Below are 19,982 nucleotides of genomic sequence, written 5' to 3' on the forward strand. Positions count from 1 at the left end.
GCATACCGGCGCGCACAGTTGCGCCCGATTGCATACAGTCGCATTCATTAAGGATCGAGATGTCTGACACAAACCCAACTGACGCCTATGGCCGTATTCTGAACGCGATCGACCATGGCGATTACCGCCCCGGCGACCGGTTGGTGGAAAGCGAGCTGGCCGACCGTCTGGGCATGTCGCGCACCCCGATACGTGAGGCATTGCAACGGCTTGAGACGCAGGGCGTGCTCAGCCGTGATGGCCGCAGCCTTATGGTGTCATCCCTCGACCACGATCAATTGGGTGAGCTTTATACCGTGCGCGCCGAGCTGGAGGGCCTGTCCGCCCGTCTCGCCGCGCAACATGCCGCGCCCGAGGAAATCGGCGTGCTGTACGATATGATCAAGCAGGATCACAAATTGCTGGGCGATCCAAAGGCGTTGAGCCGCGCAAACAAGCGGTTCCACCGGCAGATCCACCTTGCCTCGCATAACCGCTTTCTGATCCGTCAATTGGAGAGTGTTCGACGCTCGATGGCACTGCTGACCTTTACGTCCTTCGCGGCGGAGGGGCGCAGTGACGAGGCGCTGGACGAACATCTCGCCATCGTTTCCGCCATTGAGGCACGGGACGGAACCGCCGCGGATGATGCCGCCCGCGCCCATATTTCAGCAGCTTATCAGACCCGTCTGATGGTAGATGCAGGTGAACGACAATGACCCCAGACATGATTGCACAACGCGCCGCTCAGGTTGCCGAGGCACGCAAGAACCTCACCGATTTCGTCGATCACGACGATATCCCCGATCTGGAAACCGCCTATGCGGTGCAGGACGCGCTGGCCGCGTTGGAGGGACCGGTTGGCGGTTACAAAATCTCGTGGAACCGTGCGGAGCTGCAAGCGAATTTCGGCGTCTCCGCCCCCGGCGCAGCGCGCATTCTAAAGCAGCGCATCGTACCGGATGCCGCCGTGCTGCCCGCGCAGGATTATTCGCTGCTTATGCTGGAACCTGAAATCGCCGCCGTGCTCAGCGCGGATATCCCGATGCAGCCGCAGGACGCCGATAGCGTCGCGCAATATGTCGGTTATCTGGTGCCTGCATTCGAGCTGTTGGACCGCCGTGGTGCCAGCTCGATCAAGGGGCTGAACATCATCTCGCAGGGTGTTTTCAACGCTGGAGTTGTTCTGGGCACACCCAGCGGCACGGAAATCGGCGCGACTCATGTGCAGATCGGTGACACAGTCCACTGTGACGCCCCCGATGCTTCCCCTGAACCGCCGCTACAGGCGCTGGCCTATCTGGCTAACTTGTTCGCAGCGCGCGGCGTACAATTGCGTCAGGGCGATGTGATTATGTGCGGTTCGCATACGGGGCTGCTGCCTATTGCGATCGGGGATACCGCGCGGATGGCTGTTGCCGGATTGGGCGAGGTTTCGTTGAGCTTAACGGCTTGAACCGGCATATCATTCGCTTGTCATAGGCGCAGACCCGCCATGCGCGGTTGACGCGACCGATGACAACCCCGATGTGTATGATTATGACGGTCATGCGAAGGAGACCCAAATGGCACCACGTGATCTGAAAATTCCGGCTGAACGGCACCCTGAAAAGGCGCGCCGCCCTGATAATGCGCAACCGCGTAAACCGGACTGGATCCGCGTAAAGGCGCCAAATTCCGCCGGATACCGCGAAACCGCAAAAATCATGCGCGAAAACAAGCTGGTAACCGTGTGTGAGGAGGCAGGCTGCCCCAACGTGGGCGAATGCTGGTCACAGGGCCACGCCACCATGATGATCATGGGCGAGGTTTGTACTCGCGCCTGCACATTCTGCAACATCGCCACCGGTAAACCGCCAGAGGCGTTGGATGTGTTCGAACCGGGCCGCGTTGCCGCCGCTGTTGAAAAACTGGGGCTGAAGCACGTGGTCATCACCTCGGTTGACCGCGATGACATTGATGACGGCGGGGCGGAACATTTCGCCCAAACCATCCGCGCTGTTCGACGCAAGGCTCCGGGCACGACCATTGAAATTCTGACGCCTGACTTCATCCGCTCCAAGCCCGGCTCGCTGGAAATCGTGGTTGAGGCAAAGCCGGATGTGTTCAACCATAATCTGGAAACGGTCCCCGGCCTGTACCCCGAGGTACGCCCCGGTGCGCGTTATTTCCATTCTTTGCGTTTGCTTCAGCGGGTTAAGGAGCTTGACCCGACAATGTTCACCAAATCCGGTATCATGGTTGGTTTGGGTGAGGATAAACAGTCCGTCCATCAGGTGATGGAGGATATGCGCGCCGCCGATATCGATTTCCTGACCATCGGCCAATACCTGCAACCGACGCCGAAACATCACCGCGTTGACCGGTTTGTGACGCCTGAGGAATTTGCGGGCTATGAGAAAGCTGCCTTCGGCAAGGGCTTCCTGATGGTATCAGCGACGCCGTTGACCCGATCCAGCTATCACGCCGGTGACGATTTCGCGCGCCTGCGTGCAGCACGTATGAAAAAGCTCGGCCAAGTCTGAGTATTTCCCGTTTTCGGTAGCGGCCGAAAACGGGAACCATTTTGATATCAGGCGTTTAGAAAACGAACCTTGCCGATATGCGGCAGGTTGCGATTGCGCTGTGCAAAATCGATGCCATAGCCGACGACGAATTCGTCGGGGATCTCGAAACCGGTCCATGTTGCGCGGATATCCACCTCGCGCCGCGATGGTTTGTCCAGCAATGCACAGACCTCCAGACGGGCAGGGTTGCGGGCCTCAAGCATTCCGCGAACGTGATTCAGAGTCCAACCGGTATCAACGATATCCTCGACGACGAGAACGTCGCGCCCCTCGATGCCGGAGCGTAAATCCTTGAGAATACGAACCTCTCGGCTAGACTCAACACCGTCACCATAGCTGGAGGCCTCGATAAAATCGACCTCGACCGGCAGGTCCAGTTCACGCACGAGATCCGCGATAAAGATGAACGAACCGCGCAGTAGGCCGACCACAACCAGCTTGTCGGTATCCGCAAAATGGTCTGAAATGGTGCGGGCAAGGGATTCGACCCTGGCTGCGATGGATTTGGCCGAGATCAACTCGTCGATGGCATAGGGGGGCAGGTCGCTCATGAAAATCTCCGCAGGTGGAACCCGATATTGTGCGCGCGGCCTGTTTACGGCAAACAGTCCTCGCCTGAAAGAGCCGTAAGGGGGCCGAGCATGACGACCCATTCCGAGACGAAAGTGATGCCGTATAGCGCGCAGCAGATGTATGATCTGGTTGCCGATATTAAGGTTTATCCCAAATTCATCCCATGGATTGCCGCCTGCCGTATGCGTGAGCAACGTGAGGTAGAGGGCGGAACCCAGATCGATGCGGACCTGATCGTTAGCTTTAAGGTGTTTCGTGAGAGCTTCCTTAGTCGTGTCACGATGATGCCAACGGATATGACAATTGATGTCGAATATCTGGAGGGGCCGTTCAAATACCTGATCAACAATTGGCGGTTCGAGGATCGTGAGGAGGGCGGATGCAATGTCCAATTCTTCGTCGATTTCGAATTCAAATCGCGAATCCTGCAAGCCGCCATTGGTGTGGTCTTCAATGAGGCGATGCGCAGAATTGTCGGTGCGTTTGAGGCACGGGCGGATGAATTGTACGGCAGTGATTAACGCCGAATGTCGCTGGCTGCGAATAGGCTGCCCTGTGGCTGCTATGGGTATGGCAATCGGCCGCCCGCAGTCAAAACCTTAACGCCCATCGCATTCTCAAAATATCCCCGCCGGAGGCATTGCACCGCCGGCGGGGGAATCACTTACACCCGACGTAGATCGAGCGTCTTCGGGAAGTCTGGATGAACGCCCAGATACTTCGGGTGCTCCAGATGTTGCGAATGCCCACCACGCTCGAAGCGCGAAATCCGGCGACCTTCGGCCTCCAGCGCGTTGATCGGGCGGACCTCATGCGCGCGGCCACCGGGGTGGTCAACGTGATAGGTGCAGCCACCGACGGAACGACCCGACAAGCTGTCCCATAGGTCAAAGACCAGCGGGCCATGCGCCGGAATGGTCGGGTGCAGTGCGCTCCACGGTTGCCATGAGCGGAAGCGGATGCCCGCCACCTGAGTACCACGCAATTCGTGCATGGGCAGGGCGTAGCCGTTGCAGGTCAGTTTGAACCGTGGATCGGCATTGGTCATCTGGATTTGCAGCCGCTCCACGGAGCTGTCCACGAAACGGGCAGTGCCGCCAGCGGTGCTTTCCTCGCCCAGAACCAGCCATGGCTCAATTGCGGAGCGCAGTTCCAGATCGACGCCTTGCACCTGTTGCGTGCCCAGAATCGGGAAACGGAAATCGCGTTGGGCTGCGAACCATTCTTCCTCGAACGGGGTGCCATGCGCGGCGCTGAGATCGCTAAGCACGTCCTGAAAATCAGCCCAGCAATGGGCGGGCAGCAGGTAGGTGTCGTGCAGGTGCGTGCCGCGTGGTTTTAGCTCTCCCTTATATGGCTCCTTCCAGAACCATGCGATCAGGCCGCGGATGATCAGCGCCTGCGCCATGCCCATGCGGGGATGCGGGGGCATTTCGAATCCGCGGAATTCGACCAATCCCAAACGGCCGGTTGGACCGTCGGGGGAGAAGAGCTTGTCGATACAAATCTCGGCCCGATGGGTGTTGCCGGTCAGATCGGTCAGCAGGTGGCGGAAGATTCGGTCCACCAACCAGAGTGGCGGTTCACCGCCCAGACGCTCGACCTCCTTCAACGCGATTTGCATCTCGTACAGGCTGTCATGGCGTGCCTCATCCATGCGCGGCGCCTGCGAGGTTGGGCCGATAAACATGCCCGAGAACAGGTAGCTGAGCGATGGGTGATTCTGCCAATAGCGGATGATCGAGCCGAGCAGATCGGGCCGCCGCAGGAACGGACTGTCCGACGGAGTTTCGCCGCCAACAACGATATGGTTGCCGCCGCCCGAACCGGTAGGCCGTCCGTCGACCTGGAATGTAAAGCTGTCGAGGCCGATTTCGCGGGCCTCCTCGTACAGAACCTCGGTCACTTGGGCCAGTTGGTCCCAGTTTTTCGCAGGGTGGATATTCACCTCGATCACGCCGGGGTCAGGGGTGACGCCGATCATGTTCATACGCGGATCGCGGGGCGGCTCGTACCCCTCAACATGTACGGGTTGTTGCAGGGCCTCGGCGGTTTCCTCAACGGCGGTGATAAGGTCGATATATTCCTCGACCGTGCCGGTTGGTGGCAGGAAGACGCAAACGCGGCCATCGCGGGGCTCCACGGTCAGGGCGGTGCGAACCGGCTCCTCGCCATTCAGGAACACGGTGTGGGCGGCCATCCAATCATCGGACGGGGTATCGGTGGGTTCGGAAACCACGCGACCGCCCTCAACCTGTGGCAAGGGTTCCGGTTTGACCATCGGGTCACGCTGGAACTGGTGGATGCGCTTTGCCTCAGGCACATGCTCCAACGAACCGAGCGGCAGGCGGAAGCCAGCGGGGCTATCGCCGGGCATCAGGAACAGTTTGCCGCGACGGGTTTTCCATTTCTCGGACCGCCAGCGGAACCTGCGCTTATCCCCCGATTGGGCGAGTTGCAGCGGCAGCACGAATGCAGTGGCGTTGCCCAGTCCACGCTCGAATACGCGGGTCAGGCGGGCGCGCTCCTGCGGATCGTCCAGCTTGGAATCCTCCGGCTCAACATTTGAGGGCAGTTCCTGTTCGCGCAGGGCAAATGCGGCGGGGTCCTCGAATGTCGGGGCGGCTAGGCCACGCTCTACCTCCAGCGCATCGCAGAGATGGTTCATGAAGCTTTCGGCATCTTCGATACCGGCGCCCTGCGCCCCCTCACGTGCGACGAGATCGGGGTTTTTCCACAGGGGCAGGCCATCGCCGCGCCAATAGAGGGAGAACGCCCAGCGGGGCAGTTGCTCACCCGGGTACCATTTACCCTGACCGTAATGCAGCATGCCACCGGGGGCGAAGCGGGTGCGCAGGCGGCGGATCAGCTCGTCCGCCTTTTCACGCTTGGTCGGGCCGACGGCATCGACGGTCCATTCCTTTGCGTCACGATCATAGGCGGAGACGAAGGTCGGCTCACCGCCCATAGTCAGGCGAACGTCGCCTTCCTCAAGCTTCTGGTCGATCATCCGGCCTGTACGGTCCAGCGCGGCCCAGCTGGAATCGGTGATCGGGGCTGTGACCCGTGGTGGTTCCTCGATCCGGTCAACGCGCATGTCGAAGTCGAATTCCACCTCGGCCTGTTCCATCGAACCGGAGATCGGCGCGGCGGAGGAGGGCAGTGGCGTACAGGCGAGGGGGATGTGCCCCTCACCCGCAAACAGGCCCGATGTCGGGTCGAGGCCAACCCAACCCGCGCCGGGCAGGTAAACCTCGCACCATGCGTGCAGGTCGGTGAAGTCTTCCTCGGGGCCATCTGCGCCGTTGGTTGAGCGGATATCGGCGCGCAATTGCACCAGATAGCCGCTGACGAAGCGCGCGGCATAGCCAAATTCGCGCAACATGTTCACCAACAGCCATGCCGAATCGCGGCAGGAACCCAATGCCTTAACAATTGTCTCCTTTGGCGTTTGCACGCCCGGCTCCATCCGCACGGTGTAGTTTATGGTCTGCTGAACGTACTGATTGATCGCCACCAGCCAGTCATTTGTCGATCCCAGCGGCTGTGGCGCGGCGTCCATATAGCGGTGGAATGTCTTGGTCTGGCGCGGCTGACGGCGGAAAATCGACAGCTCCTTGCGCAGGGTCGGGGAGTACTGGAAGGGCATCTCGGCCGCTGAATCCTCAACAAAGAAATCGAAGGGGTTCACCGCGATCATATCGGCGATCAACTGCACTTCGACGCTGAATTCATTCGTTTTTTCGGGAAATACCAGGCGAGCCTGCCAGTTGGAAAACGCATCCTGCTGCCAGTTGAGGAAGTGATCCTCGGGCGTCACCTTGAGCGAGTAGGACAGGACCGGCGTGCGGGCGTGTGGGGCCGGACGCAGGCGCACGACATGCGGATTGAGCTGGATTAGCCGATCGTATCGGTAGCTGGTCCGGTGGGTCAGTGCGATCTTGATGCTCATGAAGTCTCCATTACGGACGTTGATGCCAAAAAAAGTGTCACCCACCCTTGGCAAGTGTCGAAAAAAAGTCAGAGTGTTAGATAGAAGCTGACATAACGGACGGAAATTTCCACCGGAAAGGCGAAATGTTCAACGAAATGTATCGCGGGGACGAAGTTCGTCCCGAGTACCGGATGATTCAGGACTGGCTAAATGCCAATGGTCCTGACGCCCTGAACGAAAAACGAGCCGAAGCGGAAGCACTCTTCCGCAGGGTCGGCATCACCTTCGCCGTTTACGGCGAAGGCGGAGATCCAGAACGGTTAATCCCGTTCGACATGGTCCCTCGCATATTTAGTGCGACTGAATGGGATCGGATCGAGGCTGGATCAATCCAGCGGGCGCGTGCGCTGAATGCTTTTCTAACCGATATCTATTCAGAACGCGCGATCGTTAAGGCGGGAATTGTACCGGCTGAATTGATCGACGGGAATGAGGCATATGAGCCGGTAATGGAGGGGTTCATCCCCCCCGGTGGCATCTATTCCCACATTTGCGGCGTCGATCTGGTGCAGGTATCCGAGGGCGAGAATTACGTTCTGGAGGATAATTGCCGCACCCCATCCGGTATTTCCTACGTTCTGGAAAACCGTGAAGTGATGTCGCGCATGTTCCCCGAACTGTTCCGCACGGGCATAGTTCGCCCCGTGGATCATTACGGCGACATGCTGGCCGAGGCGATGGCCAGCGTTGCCCCACCGATGTGTGAGGGTGAGCCGACATTGGGTCTGCTGACGCCCGGTCACTTTAACTCCGCCTATTACGAGCACACTTTCCTTGCCGATCTGATGGGCGTGGAACTGGTCGAAGGGCCGGACCTGTTTGTTGAGGATAACCGCGTCTTTATGCGCACAACGCAGGGCGCGCAGCGGATTGATGTTCTGTACCGCCGCATCGATGATTCCTTCTTGGATCCCAAATGCTTCCGGCCCGACTCTATGCTGGGTGTTCCGGGCATTATGGAGGCGTATAAGAATGGTGGCGTGACCATCGTGAACGCACCCGGTGCCGGTGTGGCCGATGATAAGGCGATCTATATCTACGTGCCCGAGATGGTGAAATTCTATCTTGGCGAGGAGCCGATCCTGCCAAACGTGCCGACATGGCGGTGTGGCAAGGCGGATGAGTGTAAATATGTCATGGAAAACCTGCACGATCTGGTCGTGAAGGAGGTCCACGGCTCCGGCGGTTACGGCATGCTGATTGGTCCGAAATCGACCAAGGAGGAGATCGCCGAATATGCCAAGCGTATTGAGGCGAATCCGGCAGGCTTTATCGCGCAGCCGACCTTGGCGTTGAGCACGGCGCCGACCTTGGGCGACGATGGGCTGGTGTCGCGCCATGTCGATCTGCGACCCTTTGTGATTTCGGGGCGTGAGACGAAGCTAATCCCCGGCGGTTTGACCCGTGTTGCCCTGAAGGAAGGTTCGCTGGTTGTGAACTCCTCGCAGGGGGGCGGCGTTAAGGATACGTGGGTTCTGAACAAATGAGGGTCACAACATGCTGAGCCGCACCGCCAACGGACTTTTCTGGATGTCCCGCTATGTTGAGCGGGCATCGAACATCGCGCGCCTGCTGGATGCAGGGCGTCGGATGGACAATATCCCGAATTCCGATGAGGGGCGTGCCTCGGAATGGGAATCGATCCTGATCGCCAGCGGCAGCCACGAAACTTATCCGGGTGATATCAAGAACGCGGATATGGAAAGTGTTGCCGAGCACCTGATCTTTGACGCGGAAAACCCCTCGTCGATCATGTGTTGCATAAAATCGGCCCGTGAAAACGCCCGTGCCATGCGGATCGCGGTCACGACCGAGGTGTGGGATGTCGTCAATTCGAACTGGGCCGAGATGCGGCAACGCACGCACCACGATATTGTGGGCGGGCGTCTGGCCGGATTTCTGGACTGGGTGAAAAGCTGCGGTTTCCTGTTTCAGGGCGCGGTTGAGGCATCAATGCTGCGCGATGAAGGTTATTGCTTCATCACGCTAGGTGCCGCGATGGAGCGGGCAGATGCGACTGCACGCTTGCTCGACGTGAAATACCACGTTCTGTTGCCCAGCACGCAGGATGTCGGTGGTGGTTTGGATCACATGCAATGGGTGCAGTTGCTGCGGGCGACCAACTCGCTGCGGGCCTTCCGCTGGACCTATCGTGAGACGGTGACACCGCAGGCGGTTGTACACTTCCTGATTCTAAATCGGACCAGTCCGCGCAGTGTTGCCGCCTCGATCCGCACGATTGTTGAAAACCTTGAGAGTATTGGCGGTGAAACCCCGATGCAGCGGATGGTTGGTCAACAGGCGCGCGATATGCTGACACGGCTAGAATCGTTGAGCGTGGAGCAGATTATCGCCCACGGATTGCACGAATGGCTAACAAACCAGATCCTAGAGGTGAATATTCTGGGCGGTGTATTAGCAGAGGCCTATGGCTTTAACGGTCCTGTCGCTGCGGAGGAACAGTCGCAGTCGCAATAGTGCTTGATTTTCAACGCGGACCGCACAATTGGTAAACCTTGCAGTTGAGGGATACCGCTATGACGTATTGCGTCGCATTGAAATTGAAAAACGGCATTGTGTGCCTGTCTGATACCCGCACAAATGCGGGTATCGATACTATCTCCAAATATAAAAAGATGTTCACCTGGACCATACCGGGTGATCGCGTCATCACGATGATGACCGCTGGTAACCTCGCCATTACGCAGGCCGTAATCTCGCTGCTTAATGAGAATATCGAGCATTCCGAAGACGGGATCGAAACGCTGTACACAGCGCCGACACTGTTCCGTGTGGCTGAAATCGTTGGTGACGCGATGCGGATCGTGATGAATCGCTATGGGCCGGGCCTGTCGCAGGCGGGTGAGAGCGCGCTGAGCTCCATCGTTGTTGCTGGGCAGCGTGCAGGCGGTGAAATGCGTCTGTTCCACGTCTATTCCGCCGGTAACTTTATCGAAGCGACCGAGGACACACCCTATTTCCAGATTGGTGAGCATAAATACGGCAAGCCGATTCTGGACCGTGTGATTGATGACCAAACGCCACTGAATGTCGGCATCACCGCCGCGTTCCTGTCGATGGATTCGACGCTACGCTCGAACCTCAGCGTCGGTATGCCGCTGGATCTGGCGGTGATGAAGAAGGACGTGATCGGCTTCGACCAGTTGCGCCGGATTGAGGAGGGCGATGAGATGTGGGCCCAGATGTCCGAGGAATGGTCCGCCGCCCTGCGTGGCGCATTCGAGCAAATGACCCTGATCGACGTTTAAGTCAGGCTAATTCGCCTCACGCCAGTGCCGAAACTATCGGTGCTGGCGTTTTGCTATGTAGTGATCAATTGCAGTGCCATTTGTCTGGCGGGCATTCGGTGTTAATGTTTCTGACACAGGATGCATGTATCGGATGGGGCCTGTATCGCTGGGTGCAATGCTGCGACTCCGCATCCTCTTGTGACGCGCAGGGCGGGGCGTTAAGTCCTGACGCGAAATTGAGACAGGATGTGAGATGGCAAATTCCCGGTCAATCTTTGAAGATGTAGGCACAGGCACCGCGGCATCCCCACCGCCCGCGCCACGCCGTGTTGATGATATGTCGGCGCGCCGTGGCATTGCGCGTTGGCTGGGTGTGCTGTTCACCCTCGTTTTAGTGATGATCGTCGTTGGCGGGTTAACCCGTTTGACCGATAGCGGCCTGTCGATCACCGAGTGGAAGCCATTGCTGGGCGCCTTGCCCCCCATGTCGGCGGAAGCGTGGGCCTCGGAATTCGATAAATATCGGACCATTCCTGAATATCAGCTGCAAAATCGCGGCATGAGTCTGGGCGAATTCAAAGCTATTTACTGGTGGGAATGGGGTCATCGTCAGCTAGGCCGTGTGATCGGGCTGGTCTGGGCGCTTGGCTTTGTTTGGTTTTTGGCGCGTCGCAAGATTCCACGCGGCTGGACCCCACGATTGCTGGGCGTTGGGGCGCTGGGTGGTTTGCAGGGCTTCATTGGCTGGTGGATGGTGTCGAGCGGTTTGCAAGGAACCATGCTGGACGTTGCCAGCTATCGGCTGGCAACGCATCTCGGGTTGGCCTTTATCATTCTGGGCCTAATCGCGTGGTACATGCTGCGCCTGTCACGGCGCGAGGCGGATATGCTGCAAGCACGTCGTCAGCGGGTGCAAAGCCTGGTCGGGTTGAGCGGAATCTTCATCGTGCTGCTGTTCGGGCAAATCTTGATGGGGGCGCTGGTCGCAGGTATTGATGCGGGGCGCAGCTATACTGATTGGCCGATGATGGCGGGGCAGTTTTTCCCACCGGATGCATTTGTGCTGTCGCCCTTATGGACGAATTTCCTGCAAAATCCGGGGTTGGTGCAATTTAACCACCGCATCTTAGCCTATATCGTTGCGGCATTCGGCCTGTTTGTCTGGCTGCGCGCGCGCAAATCGTCGCTGATGCGGGTTCGCATGGCGTTCAACTGGCTGGGGGCGCTGTTGGTCCTACAGGTCGTGCTGGGCATTATTACGGTGATGTATGGCGCGCCGTGGTACTTCGCGATTGCCCATCAATTGCTGGCAGTTGGCCTGTGGGTTTCCCTGCTGCGGGCGCGGTTTGCAGCCGCGTACCCGCCATCGCAGAGCGTGCGCGGTTAGGGGTTTTCCCACCGCGCATCGCGTTTTTCGAGGAAGGCAGCGATGCCTTCCTCGGTATCGGCATCAGCCATGTTCAGGGCCATCACCTCACCCGTATAGGCGTAGGCGTCGTCCAGTCCCATTTCCATTTGTTGATAAAAGGCGCGCTTCCCGATCCGCACGGCTGAGGAAAGTTTGGCCGCGACGGTTTGGGCCAGCGCAATTGTTTCCGCCTGTAGCCGGTCCTGTGGCGCGCTGCGATTGATCAGGCCAACCTCGCACGCACGATTGGCGTCGATGAAGGCACCGGTGGTCAACATCTCAAACGCTTGCTTGCGCCCGATATTCCGGCTGAGCGCAACCATCGGGGTGGAGCAGAATAGGCCGATATTCACGCCATTCACGCCAAAGCGGGTATCATCGGCGGCAACCGCCATATCGCAAGTCGCAACCAACTGGCACCCCGCGGCCGTGGCGATGCCGTGAACCTGTGCGATTACGGGCTGTGGCAGGTTGCGAATGCTGGTCATGACGCGGGTACAAGTGCCGAACAGCTCGCGGAAATAGGCCGCGCCGCTATCCGGGTTCTGCCGAGCGGCAGTCATTTGGCGCAGGTCATGACCCGCGCAGAATGCTTTGCCCGCACCGCGCAGGATCACGGCCCGTACACGGGGATCGCCTGCAATTCCATCCAGTTGCGCCTGCAATGCGGCCAACATCTCCTCGGATAGAGGGTTCAGTTTTGCCGGATGGTTCAGTGTCAGGGTGGCAATCCCGTCCGTATCCTCGCGGATCAGAATTGTATCATCTGCTGCCTGTTGGATCGACATACCGGTTCTCCTTTGCCAGTCTGCCGGTCAGAGTAGCAGGAGAGTTATGCAATGGAACCCAAGATGAGCGCGGCGGAGGTTGAGGATTACCTCGGCGAAGTGTTCCCGCAAATGCAGGACCGGTTTGTGGTTGAGGAGCTGTCCTCGATGCGCGCGCGGGTTCGCCTGCGTATCAGTGACGCCGACTTGCGTCCCGGTGGCACGGTGTCGGGGCCCGCAATGTTCACGCTGGCGGATTGCGCGTTTTACGTCGCGGTGCTGGGTATGATTGGAAAGCAGGCGCTAACCGTGACCACCAATTGTTCGATTGATTTCATGCGCAAACCTGCCCCCGGTGATTTGATTGGTGAGGTGGTGCTGCACAAATTGGGGCGCGTGCTGGCTGTGGGGGATGTGCTGGTCTATTCCGAAGGGATGGAGGCGCCGGTTGCGCGGGCCAGTCTGACCTATTCCATCCCGCCGGTGCGCTAAGCGGGTGGATTCCAAGGCCAATTTTGTGGGGTATTATAGTACCATTATTTTAAGTTATTGAATTTGTGTAATTATTGCGGGTAAATGTTGATTGACTGCGCGGCTGCAAGGTATAGAACCCCTGCATCCGCTGGACGATCTGTCCCGCAGTACCCATTCGATACCGAACAACGGAATGCATGAGATGAAAACCTACTCTGCCAAACCGGCCGATATCGAGAAGAAGTGGATCCTGATCGACGCTGAAGGCGTTGTTCTGGGCCGCCTCGCCTCGATCGTGGCCATGCGCTTGCGCGGCAAGCACAAGGCGTCCTTCACGCCGCACATGGACATGGGCGACAACGTTATTATCGTCAACGCTGACAAGATCCAGCTGACCGGTAACAAGCGCGCTGACAAAACCTATTACTGGCACACTGGCCACCCCGGCGGCATCAAGTCCCGCACGGCAGGTCAGATCCTCGAGGGTCGTTTCCCCGAGCGCGTCGTGACCAAAGCTGTTCAGCGCATGCTGCCCGGCGGCCCACTGTCGCGTCAGCAGATGACCAACCTGCGTGTTTACACAACGGCTGATCACCCGCATGAGGCACAGAACCCCGAAGTCCTGGACGTTAAGTCCTTGAACAAGAAAAACACGCGGAGCGCATGAAGATGTCTGACGAAATCAAATCGCTCGACGGTCTGAAAGACGCCGTGGCAGCTGATACCTCGGTTGTGGCTTCTGACGCGGACGTGCAGGCATATGCCGAGCCCGTTACCCCGGCTGAGCCTGTACGTGACGCACTGGGCCGTTCCTATGCGACTGGTAAGCGTAAAGATGCGATTGCTCGCGTCTGGGTTAAGCCCGGCACAGGCAAGGTCATCGTTAACGGCAAGCCGATGAACGAGTACTTCGCGCGTCCGGTTCTGCAAATGCTGCTGGCCCAGCCATTCTCGATCGCTGGCGTTGAAGGCGAATTCGACGTTATGGCAACGGTTAAGGGCGGCGGTCTGTCCGGTCAAGCTGGTGCAGTACGTCACGGCGTGTCCAAGGCACTGACCCTGTACGAACCTTCGCTGCGCCCTGCGCTGAAGGCTGCAGGCTTCCTGACACGCGACAGCCGCGTTGTTGAGCGTAAGAAGTACGGTCGCCGGAAAGCGCGCCGGAGCTTCCAGTTCTCCAAGCGTTAATCTGCTTACATATATTGTGGAAAGGGGCTGCCATTTGGCGGCCCTTTTTCGTTTTGGCTAATCGCATCGCGATGGATGCACATACCGCCCGCATATTTTACTAGCGCTGGTAAAGATATGTAACGTAGAACACGCTATGCAGATATGACCATCATGGGTCGGGTTATGCATGAAACATGTGCTACATTGCGGCCACTGGTTCCGCAGGCCACCAACGGAGCAACCCCATGTCGAACCGACATGTCGCGCGCGAGATTTCCTACGCGTCCTCTGCCAGCTCCCGTGCGGGGCAGGCTTTGATCCGGACGGTGGAAAACCTGACGGGGCGGCCGCGCTTGATCCATATGGCGCGCAATTACGAGACGGATGTTAGTGCGGGCCGCGACTTTTGGTCTGTAATGGTTGAGCGTTATGGCATCGGGTTGGACATTATCGAGGGTTCACTAAGCGATATCCCGAAAACCGGCCCGCTAGTTGTTGTGTCCAATCATCCGTTCGGCATTTTGGACGGGTTGCTGCTGGGCCATGTTCTGCAACAAACACGTCAGGATTTTCGCATCATAGCGCATCAAGTGTTTCGACGTGCCGAGGATTTGCAGCGGGTGATCCTGCCCATCAGTTTTGACGAGACGAAGGAGGCGCAGCGCCTCAACCTGGAAACCCGCAAAGAGGCGATCAGCTATCTGGGGGCAGGTGGCTGTATCGGGATTTTCCCCGGCGGCACTGTTTCGACATCGGCCAGTCCGCGCGGTGTGCCGCTGGACCCACGCTGGCGGACCTTTACGGCGAAGATGATTGCCAAGAGCGGTGCGACCGTTGTGCCGATCTATTTCCACGGGGCGAATTCGCGAAGGTTTCAGCTCGCATCGCACCTGCATTACACCTTGCGTATGGCACTGCTGATTTCGGAATTTAAGGCCCGCGTCGGCGCCAATGCTCCTGTGGCAATTGGCAAGCCGATCACGCCGCAGCAAATCGCGACCCATTCCGGTGATCCGCGTGGATTGATGGACTGGCTGCGCGCAGAAACCTACGCCTTGTCGCCAGAACCAATTCCTCTGGGTGCGCTGGGTCACGAGTTTGAAGCACATCACGCACGCTGATTGATCCGGACGGTTCGATGGCATAAGTCATCGTCAACGATACGGAGAACTCAGATGACCAAGACCATCGCGATCATTGGTGCCAGCGGCTATACCGGTGCGGAACTGATCCGCATTCTGGCGACACATCCTGACATGCGCATTGGTGCGCTGTGTGCTGACCGTAAGGCCGGCATGACGATTGCGCAGGTTTTCCCACATCTGCGGCATCTGGACCTGCCTGCTTTGGTCACGGTGGATGAGGTCGATTGGTCGGGTATCGATTTGGCCTTTGCCGCGCTGCCCCATGGTACCTCGCAGGAGGTTGTGGCGAAATTGCCGCCGCATGTGAAATGTATCGATCTGTCCGCTGGTTTCCGGCTGCGTGATCCGAGTGTATATGAAAAATGGTACGGCGACGCGCATCGCGCCCTGCATTTGCAGGAAAAGGCGGTTTATGGCCTCAGCGAGTTTTATCGGGATGAGATCGCACAGGCGCATCTGGTTGCCGGTACGGGCTGCAATGCGGCGACTGGTATGTTTGCGATTTTGCCGTTGCTCAGCGCCGGTGTGATTGATCCGGATGAGATTATCCTCGACATGTTCTGCGGTGTGTCCGGTGCCGGCCGCGCGGCCAAGGAGGGGATGCTGCATTCCGAGGTTAGCGAGGGAACGCACCCATACGGCTTGCCCGTGCATCGCCACACCTCTGAATTCGATCAGGAATTTTCCAAGGCTGCGGGCCAAAAGGTTGAGGTGACATTCACCCCGCATCTGATGCCCGCCAATCGTGGTATTTTGTGCACGGCCCATGTGCGCGGCGATGCTGATGCGATCCATGCAGCGCTGGCTGCGCGCTATGCTGATGAGCCCTTCTGCGTGGTTCTGCCACAGGGCGAGGCACCAGCAACACGGCATGTTCGCGGTTCGAATTTCGTGCATGTTGGTGTTGTTGCTGACCGTCGGGCAGGTCGTGTTCGGGTCTTTGCTGCGCTTGATAACCTTGCAAAGGGATCATCGGGGCAGGCGATTCAGAATGCGAACTTGATGCTGGGCCTTGATGAAACGGCGGGGCTGATGCTGGCGCCAATGTTCCCATGAGCATGTCGCCACGTAAAAAACGGCGCGTGACGCTGATCGTCTTTGGTTTGGCGCTGTTGGTTGCGGCGTCAGGGCTGATTATTGTCGGGATCGGGCAGGGCGGTCAGTTTTTCCGGCTGCCATCCGAAATCGCGGAGAACCCTCCCGGCGATCGCACGATTCGCCTTGGCGGCTTGGTTGAGGATTGGGTGCGTGGCGAAACCCACGAATTTGTCGTGACCGACACCCAAACCGATATCCGCGTGCGTTTTACCGGTATCGTGCCCGACCTGTTTGCCGAGGGTGCGGATACGATCGTTACCGGTCATATGCAGGGCGAAATCTTCATCGCGGATGAGGTTTTGGCCAAGCATGACGAGGAATATCGCCCCAAGGAACTGACCGATGCGTTCGAGGATCGTGGCATCGAACTGACCAATTGAGGCGTTAACGGTCTTTCAATCGGTATCAGCTATGCTCTTCACCTTTAATTAAGGTCATTGAAGGGCATTTTTGATGGATAGAATTGATGAGATGATCGCGGGCATCATCGCGCGTGAGGGCGGGTTCGTGAACGACCCCGCCGATCCGGGCGGCCCTACCAATCTGGGCGTGACGCTTGGCACCATGCGCAGCCTTGGCCTCGACATGAATGCCGATGGGCAGGTCACGGTCGAGGATGTGAAGGTTTTGCGCCCCACTGATGCCGCGCGCATTTTTCGGGTCGAGTATTTCGATAAGCCCGGCCTGCGACGTCTGCCAGATGCCCTGCAAGCACCTGTTTTCGATATGTATGTGAATGCTGGCGGCCGTGCGATTTTGTTGCTGCAATCCGTGCTGGTAAAGTTCGGGGCTGAAATCGCCGTGGATGGTGCAATTGGCCCGATTACTGCGGCAACTGCACATCGTATCGCGGAGCGGGTCGGAATTGATCTGCTGGTTGATGCCTACGGAGTGGAGCGGCGGGATTGGTATTACGATCTGGCTGACCGCCGCCCCTCAAGCCGCCGATTTGCCCGCCGTCAGGATGGTGGAAAGGGGGGCTGGATCCTGCGTGCCGAGGAATTCATCTCCGCTAATTGGCACCTTACGCTACAGCAACATCGTGAAAGGACCGCATCATGGGCGTGATCGCAGCAATCCCAAGCATCAGCACCGCTGCCCGTACTGTAGGAGAGGCAATTGGCGGCGTGGTGGAGATTTTTACGGTTAACCAAACCAAGCAGGCCGCCGCTGAACATGTGGAGCAGATCAAGGCGCTCGACCAATTTGGTGCGGAATTTGCCCAGACGAACAGGTCGTGGTTTGATGCAATTATTGACGGGATCAATCGGTTGCCACGCCCCGCTATGGCGCTGGCAACAATGGGTTTATTTGCCTACGCGATGCAGGATCCGATCGGGTTTTCCGTTCGTATGCAGGGGCTTTCGCTGATACCGGAGCCCTTGTGGTGGCTCATGGGCGCTGTCGTTTCATTTTATTTTGGCGCACGTGAATTGCATCATGTGCGGACCCGAAATGTGCCAACAACACAGGATGTCGCGCGGGTTGCTACGACTGTTCGGGCGCTAGAAAACACGGTGGCGCAGCCTGCTATTGCCACAGAGCCAAATCCAGTTATCGCTCAGTGGCAGGCCACGCGCGATTAATTCGCTGAAATTGGCATCTCGCCGCGTATTATGCGGCGGGATTATTCTCATCCGAAATATCAGATAGGCCGTGCTGGGTTTTGTGCCAGTGAAACGGCGCTACAAACAGCTCAATCACGGCCCGCCACGCGGCCAAGGCGCCTAGCGGCCAATATGCGGGTAGGGTAAAAGCCCACAACACGCGCCGCATATCGTTGCGATCGCGCATTGCGAGTGCGACAGCGGCAAGCATGACAATCTGGCCCATCGGCAGGCTGATCCATAACGCTGTCCACATCCAACCGGGCACACCGTTCAGTAGCTGCGGCGCGGTGCCGACCACTGCCATTCCCGTCATCAACCAAAATAGCGGAATTGCCAGATAGGCGGTAATTGCGCCCAGAAACAGCACCTGAAAGCCCAGAAAACTGCCAACTCCCAGATCGCGGAGCAGTGATACAGGGCTGCGCATATGTGCAGCCCATGTCATGCAGTACCCCTTAAGCCATCGGGAACGCTGACCAATCCAGTTTCGGTAGTGGGAGTTGGCTTCCTCGAATGTCGTGGACGCTATCATTTCACAGTGGAAACCGTATCGGGCTAGGCGCATGCCCAGTTCCGCATCCTCGGTTACGTTATGGGCATCCCACGCACCGATTTCCTCTAGCACAGGTCGCCTGAAAAACACCGATGTACCGCCCAGCGGTAGCGGTAATCGTAAAACCTGAATGCCATGCAGCAGCACACGAAACCATGTCGCATATTCCAGTGTGAAACAGCGCGTTAACCAGTTTTGATCCGGATTGTAGAAATCCAATCGCGCCTGCACGCACCCAACATGCCAGCTTGTTGAATTCAGGCGGGCGGCAACCTTGCGCAGTTGATCCGGCTCTGGTCGATCCTCCGCATCGTAAATCCCGATGATGGAACCGCGGCAAAACGGCAGCGCATAATTCATCGCTCTTGGCTTGGTTTTCAGTTCGCCCTCAGGCACCTCAATCACCCGCAAAAATGGGGGCAGGGTGATTTCTGAGAGGGTCCGACGGGTAATGTCGTCATTTTCCTCAAGCAGCAGCATGACATCTAGCGCGGCACGCGGGTAATCCAGCCGCTCCATCGCACGGATGAGTTGGCCGATGACCGCTTCCTCACGCAAAACGGGTAGCAGGATGGAGATGGTCGGCCAGATCTGCGGTTCATTATCTTGCTGCAATGGCTTTGAACCCCGACGCCAGCGCATTGATAGAACCGCTGTCAGGCGCAGTCCTAGCGTCGCCGTATTCGCGCATAATATCCATGACAGCACTACAGTCAGTGCGGCAATTGGCGCCAGAAACGCCGCGATCAACATCGCAGGGCCAAGCACCGCTGTGATGGACAAGCCGCGCCCCTGACCCCAACTACGACAGCTATAACGCTGAGGACAGGTGCGCAGCGCCTGTTGCGCGATTTGGACTGAGAACGCGGTTTCAATTGTAGTTCTAACATCGTGCTGCGTCGCCAGAACCAATCCAACGCGCAAATCTGACCATATACCATGTGCGCTTTGCAGCACTGCATCGATCCGGTCAGTATCATCTATTGCGAGGATTATCGTTTGCCCCAACCGTTGCCACGGCACGAAGCCCAGATGAAGGCAGTGTTTGTAGTCGAGCCCATCACATAGCGTCGCATCGGGCTGTGATGACTCAAGTGAAATGCCAGCAATGTCATGATGGCGGGATAGGGCGTCGCGTCGTTGGATTTGGGTCATGACACCCGTTTGAACCAGAACCTGATCGAGTTTTACGCCGGTAAGGTCCGCCATCTGCTGCGCGGTGGAGAGTTGCGCATTGCTGCACAGTGCCATTTCATCACGCAATAGGTCGTGGAATGGCACATCAGGAACGGCGTGCCCCTGATGTTCTTCAAATTCCAGCATACCCTCACGCATCGCCAACTCTCCTTACGAGGAGAGAATGGCGTGCATGTGGTAAACGGAGTGTTAACGC

General features: G+C 58.0%; 20 protein-coding genes. 16 read left to right on the forward strand and 4 right to left on the reverse strand.

Going from position 1 to position 19,982, the window contains the following annotated elements; translation table 11 throughout:
• Positions 1 to 59 precede the first annotated feature (59 nt).
• From CR254_RS06710 to lipA, 3 genes are all read left to right on the forward strand, one after another.
• A complete protein-coding gene (locus tag CR254_RS06710; protein WP_097929081.1) occupies positions 60 to 698 on the forward strand; it encodes a GntR family transcriptional regulator in 639 nt (212 codons plus the stop codon).
• The gene (locus CR254_RS06715) at positions 695 to 1,435 is read left to right on the forward strand and encodes a 2-keto-4-pentenoate hydratase (RefSeq protein WP_097929082.1); all 741 of its coding nucleotides are present in this window, start codon (positions 695 to 697) and stop codon (positions 1,433 to 1,435) included. Before CR254_RS06710 ends, CR254_RS06715 begins: the two co-directional genes overlap by 4 nt.
• Positions 1,436 to 1,544: 109 nt before the next feature.
• Positions 1,545 to 2,504, forward strand: coding sequence for a lipoyl synthase (gene lipA / locus CR254_RS06720; RefSeq protein WP_097929083.1), 960 nt, complete (start codon positions 1,545 to 1,547; stop codon positions 2,502 to 2,504).
• A 47-nt stretch (positions 2,505 to 2,551) separates the two neighbouring features.
• Here the strand turns inward: lipA and hpt are convergent, their stop codons facing one another.
• The gene (gene hpt, locus CR254_RS06725; protein ID WP_180955913.1) at positions 2,552 to 3,097 is read right to left on the reverse strand and encodes a hypoxanthine phosphoribosyltransferase; all 546 of its coding nucleotides are present in this window, start codon (positions 3,095 to 3,097) and stop codon (positions 2,552 to 2,554) included.
• Between the two features lie 90 nt (positions 3,098 to 3,187).
• On the opposite strand from hpt, the gene CR254_RS06730 reads away from it, so the two are divergent.
• Positions 3,188 to 3,640 (forward strand): type II toxin-antitoxin system RatA family toxin, encoded by a 453-nt coding sequence (locus CR254_RS06730; protein WP_097929084.1) that lies wholly within the window; start codon positions 3,188 to 3,190, stop codon positions 3,638 to 3,640.
• Positions 3,641 to 3,783: 143 nt separating this feature from the next.
• Here CR254_RS06730 and CR254_RS06735 read toward each other — a convergent pair whose 3' ends face one another.
• Positions 3,784 to 7,071, reverse strand: coding sequence for a transglutaminase family protein (locus tag CR254_RS06735; RefSeq protein WP_097929085.1), 3,288 nt, complete (start codon positions 7,069 to 7,071; stop codon positions 3,784 to 3,786).
• A gap of 125 nt (positions 7,072 to 7,196) precedes the next feature.
• Here CR254_RS06735 and CR254_RS06740 point away from each other — a divergent pair, with 125 nt between their 5' ends.
• From CR254_RS06740 to ctaA, 4 genes are all read left to right on the forward strand, one after another.
• The gene (locus tag CR254_RS06740) at positions 7,197 to 8,600 is read left to right on the forward strand and encodes a circularly permuted type 2 ATP-grasp protein (RefSeq protein ID WP_097929086.1); all 1,404 of its coding nucleotides are present in this window, start codon (positions 7,197 to 7,199) and stop codon (positions 8,598 to 8,600) included.
• A 10-nt stretch (positions 8,601 to 8,610) separates the two neighbouring features.
• Positions 8,611 to 9,591 carry an alpha-E domain-containing protein gene (locus tag CR254_RS06745; RefSeq protein WP_097929087.1) on the forward strand — a complete coding sequence of 327 codons (981 nt, stop codon included), beginning with the start codon at positions 8,611 to 8,613 and terminating at the stop codon, positions 9,589 to 9,591.
• 59 nt (positions 9,592 to 9,650) lie between these two features.
• Positions 9,651 to 10,382, forward strand: a complete 732-nt coding sequence (locus tag CR254_RS06750) for a proteasome-type protease (protein ID WP_097929088.1) — start codon at positions 9,651 to 9,653, stop codon at positions 10,380 to 10,382.
• Between the two features lie 235 nt (positions 10,383 to 10,617).
• A complete protein-coding gene (gene ctaA / locus CR254_RS06755) occupies positions 10,618 to 11,751 on the forward strand; it encodes a heme A synthase (RefSeq protein WP_097929089.1) in 1,134 nt (377 codons plus the stop codon).
• Here ctaA and CR254_RS06760 read toward each other — a convergent pair.
• Positions 11,748 to 12,560: an enoyl-CoA hydratase gene (locus CR254_RS06760; RefSeq protein WP_097929090.1), complete on the reverse strand. Its 813-nt coding sequence runs from the start codon at positions 12,558 to 12,560 to the stop codon at positions 11,748 to 11,750. The two genes, ctaA and CR254_RS06760, sit on opposite strands and share 4 nt — an antisense overlap.
• A gap of 51 nt (positions 12,561 to 12,611) precedes the next feature.
• On the opposite strand from CR254_RS06760, the gene CR254_RS06765 reads away from it, so the two are divergent.
• The 8 genes from CR254_RS06765 (at position 12,612) to CR254_RS06800 (ending at position 18,012) form a co-directional block, all read left to right on the forward strand.
• Entirely contained in the window at positions 12,612 to 13,031 is a 420-nt protein-coding gene (locus tag CR254_RS06765; protein ID WP_097929091.1) for a PaaI family thioesterase, read from the forward strand.
• 184 nt (positions 13,032 to 13,215) lie between these two features.
• Positions 13,216 to 13,680, forward strand: coding sequence for a 50S ribosomal protein L13 (rplM, locus tag CR254_RS06770; RefSeq protein ID WP_097929092.1), 465 nt, complete (start codon positions 13,216 to 13,218; stop codon positions 13,678 to 13,680).
• Between the two features lie 2 nt (positions 13,681 to 13,682).
• Positions 13,683 to 14,201, forward strand: coding sequence for a 30S ribosomal protein S9 (gene rpsI / locus CR254_RS06775; protein WP_097929093.1), 519 nt, complete (start codon positions 13,683 to 13,685; stop codon positions 14,199 to 14,201).
• Between the two features lie 227 nt (positions 14,202 to 14,428).
• The gene (locus CR254_RS06780) at positions 14,429 to 15,304 is read left to right on the forward strand and encodes a lysophospholipid acyltransferase family protein (RefSeq protein WP_097929094.1); all 876 of its coding nucleotides are present in this window, start codon (positions 14,429 to 14,431) and stop codon (positions 15,302 to 15,304) included.
• Between the two features lie 54 nt (positions 15,305 to 15,358).
• On the forward strand, positions 15,359 to 16,384 hold the full coding sequence (argC, locus tag CR254_RS06785) for an N-acetyl-gamma-glutamyl-phosphate reductase (RefSeq protein WP_097929095.1): 1,026 nt from the start codon (positions 15,359 to 15,361) through the stop codon (positions 16,382 to 16,384).
• A 2-nt stretch (positions 16,385 to 16,386) separates the two neighbouring features.
• Positions 16,387 to 16,806, forward strand: coding sequence for a cytochrome c maturation protein CcmE (locus CR254_RS06790; RefSeq protein WP_097929096.1), 420 nt, complete (start codon positions 16,387 to 16,389; stop codon positions 16,804 to 16,806).
• A 73-nt stretch (positions 16,807 to 16,879) separates the two neighbouring features.
• Complete coding sequence (locus CR254_RS06795; RefSeq protein WP_097929097.1) at positions 16,880 to 17,494, forward strand: holin-associated N-acetylmuramidase; 615 nt, start codon at positions 16,880 to 16,882, stop codon at positions 17,492 to 17,494.
• Positions 17,485 to 18,012, forward strand: a complete 528-nt coding sequence (locus tag CR254_RS06800; protein WP_097929098.1) for a holin family protein — start codon at positions 17,485 to 17,487, stop codon at positions 18,010 to 18,012. The genes CR254_RS06795 and CR254_RS06800 overlap by 10 nt, the downstream gene beginning before the upstream one ends.
• A gap of 28 nt (positions 18,013 to 18,040) precedes the next feature.
• Here CR254_RS06800 and CR254_RS06805 read toward each other — a convergent pair whose 3' ends face one another.
• Positions 18,041 to 19,924 carry a glycosyltransferase gene (locus CR254_RS06805; protein ID WP_097929099.1) on the reverse strand — a complete coding sequence of 628 codons (1,884 nt, stop codon included), beginning with the start codon at positions 19,922 to 19,924 and terminating at the stop codon, positions 18,041 to 18,043.
• Positions 19,925 to 19,982 lie beyond the last annotated feature (58 nt).

Origin of the sequence: Pontivivens marinum (assembly GCF_900231835.1) — a bacterium.
GTDB lineage: Bacteria > Pseudomonadota > Alphaproteobacteria > Rhodobacterales > Rhodobacteraceae > Pontivivens > Pontivivens marinum.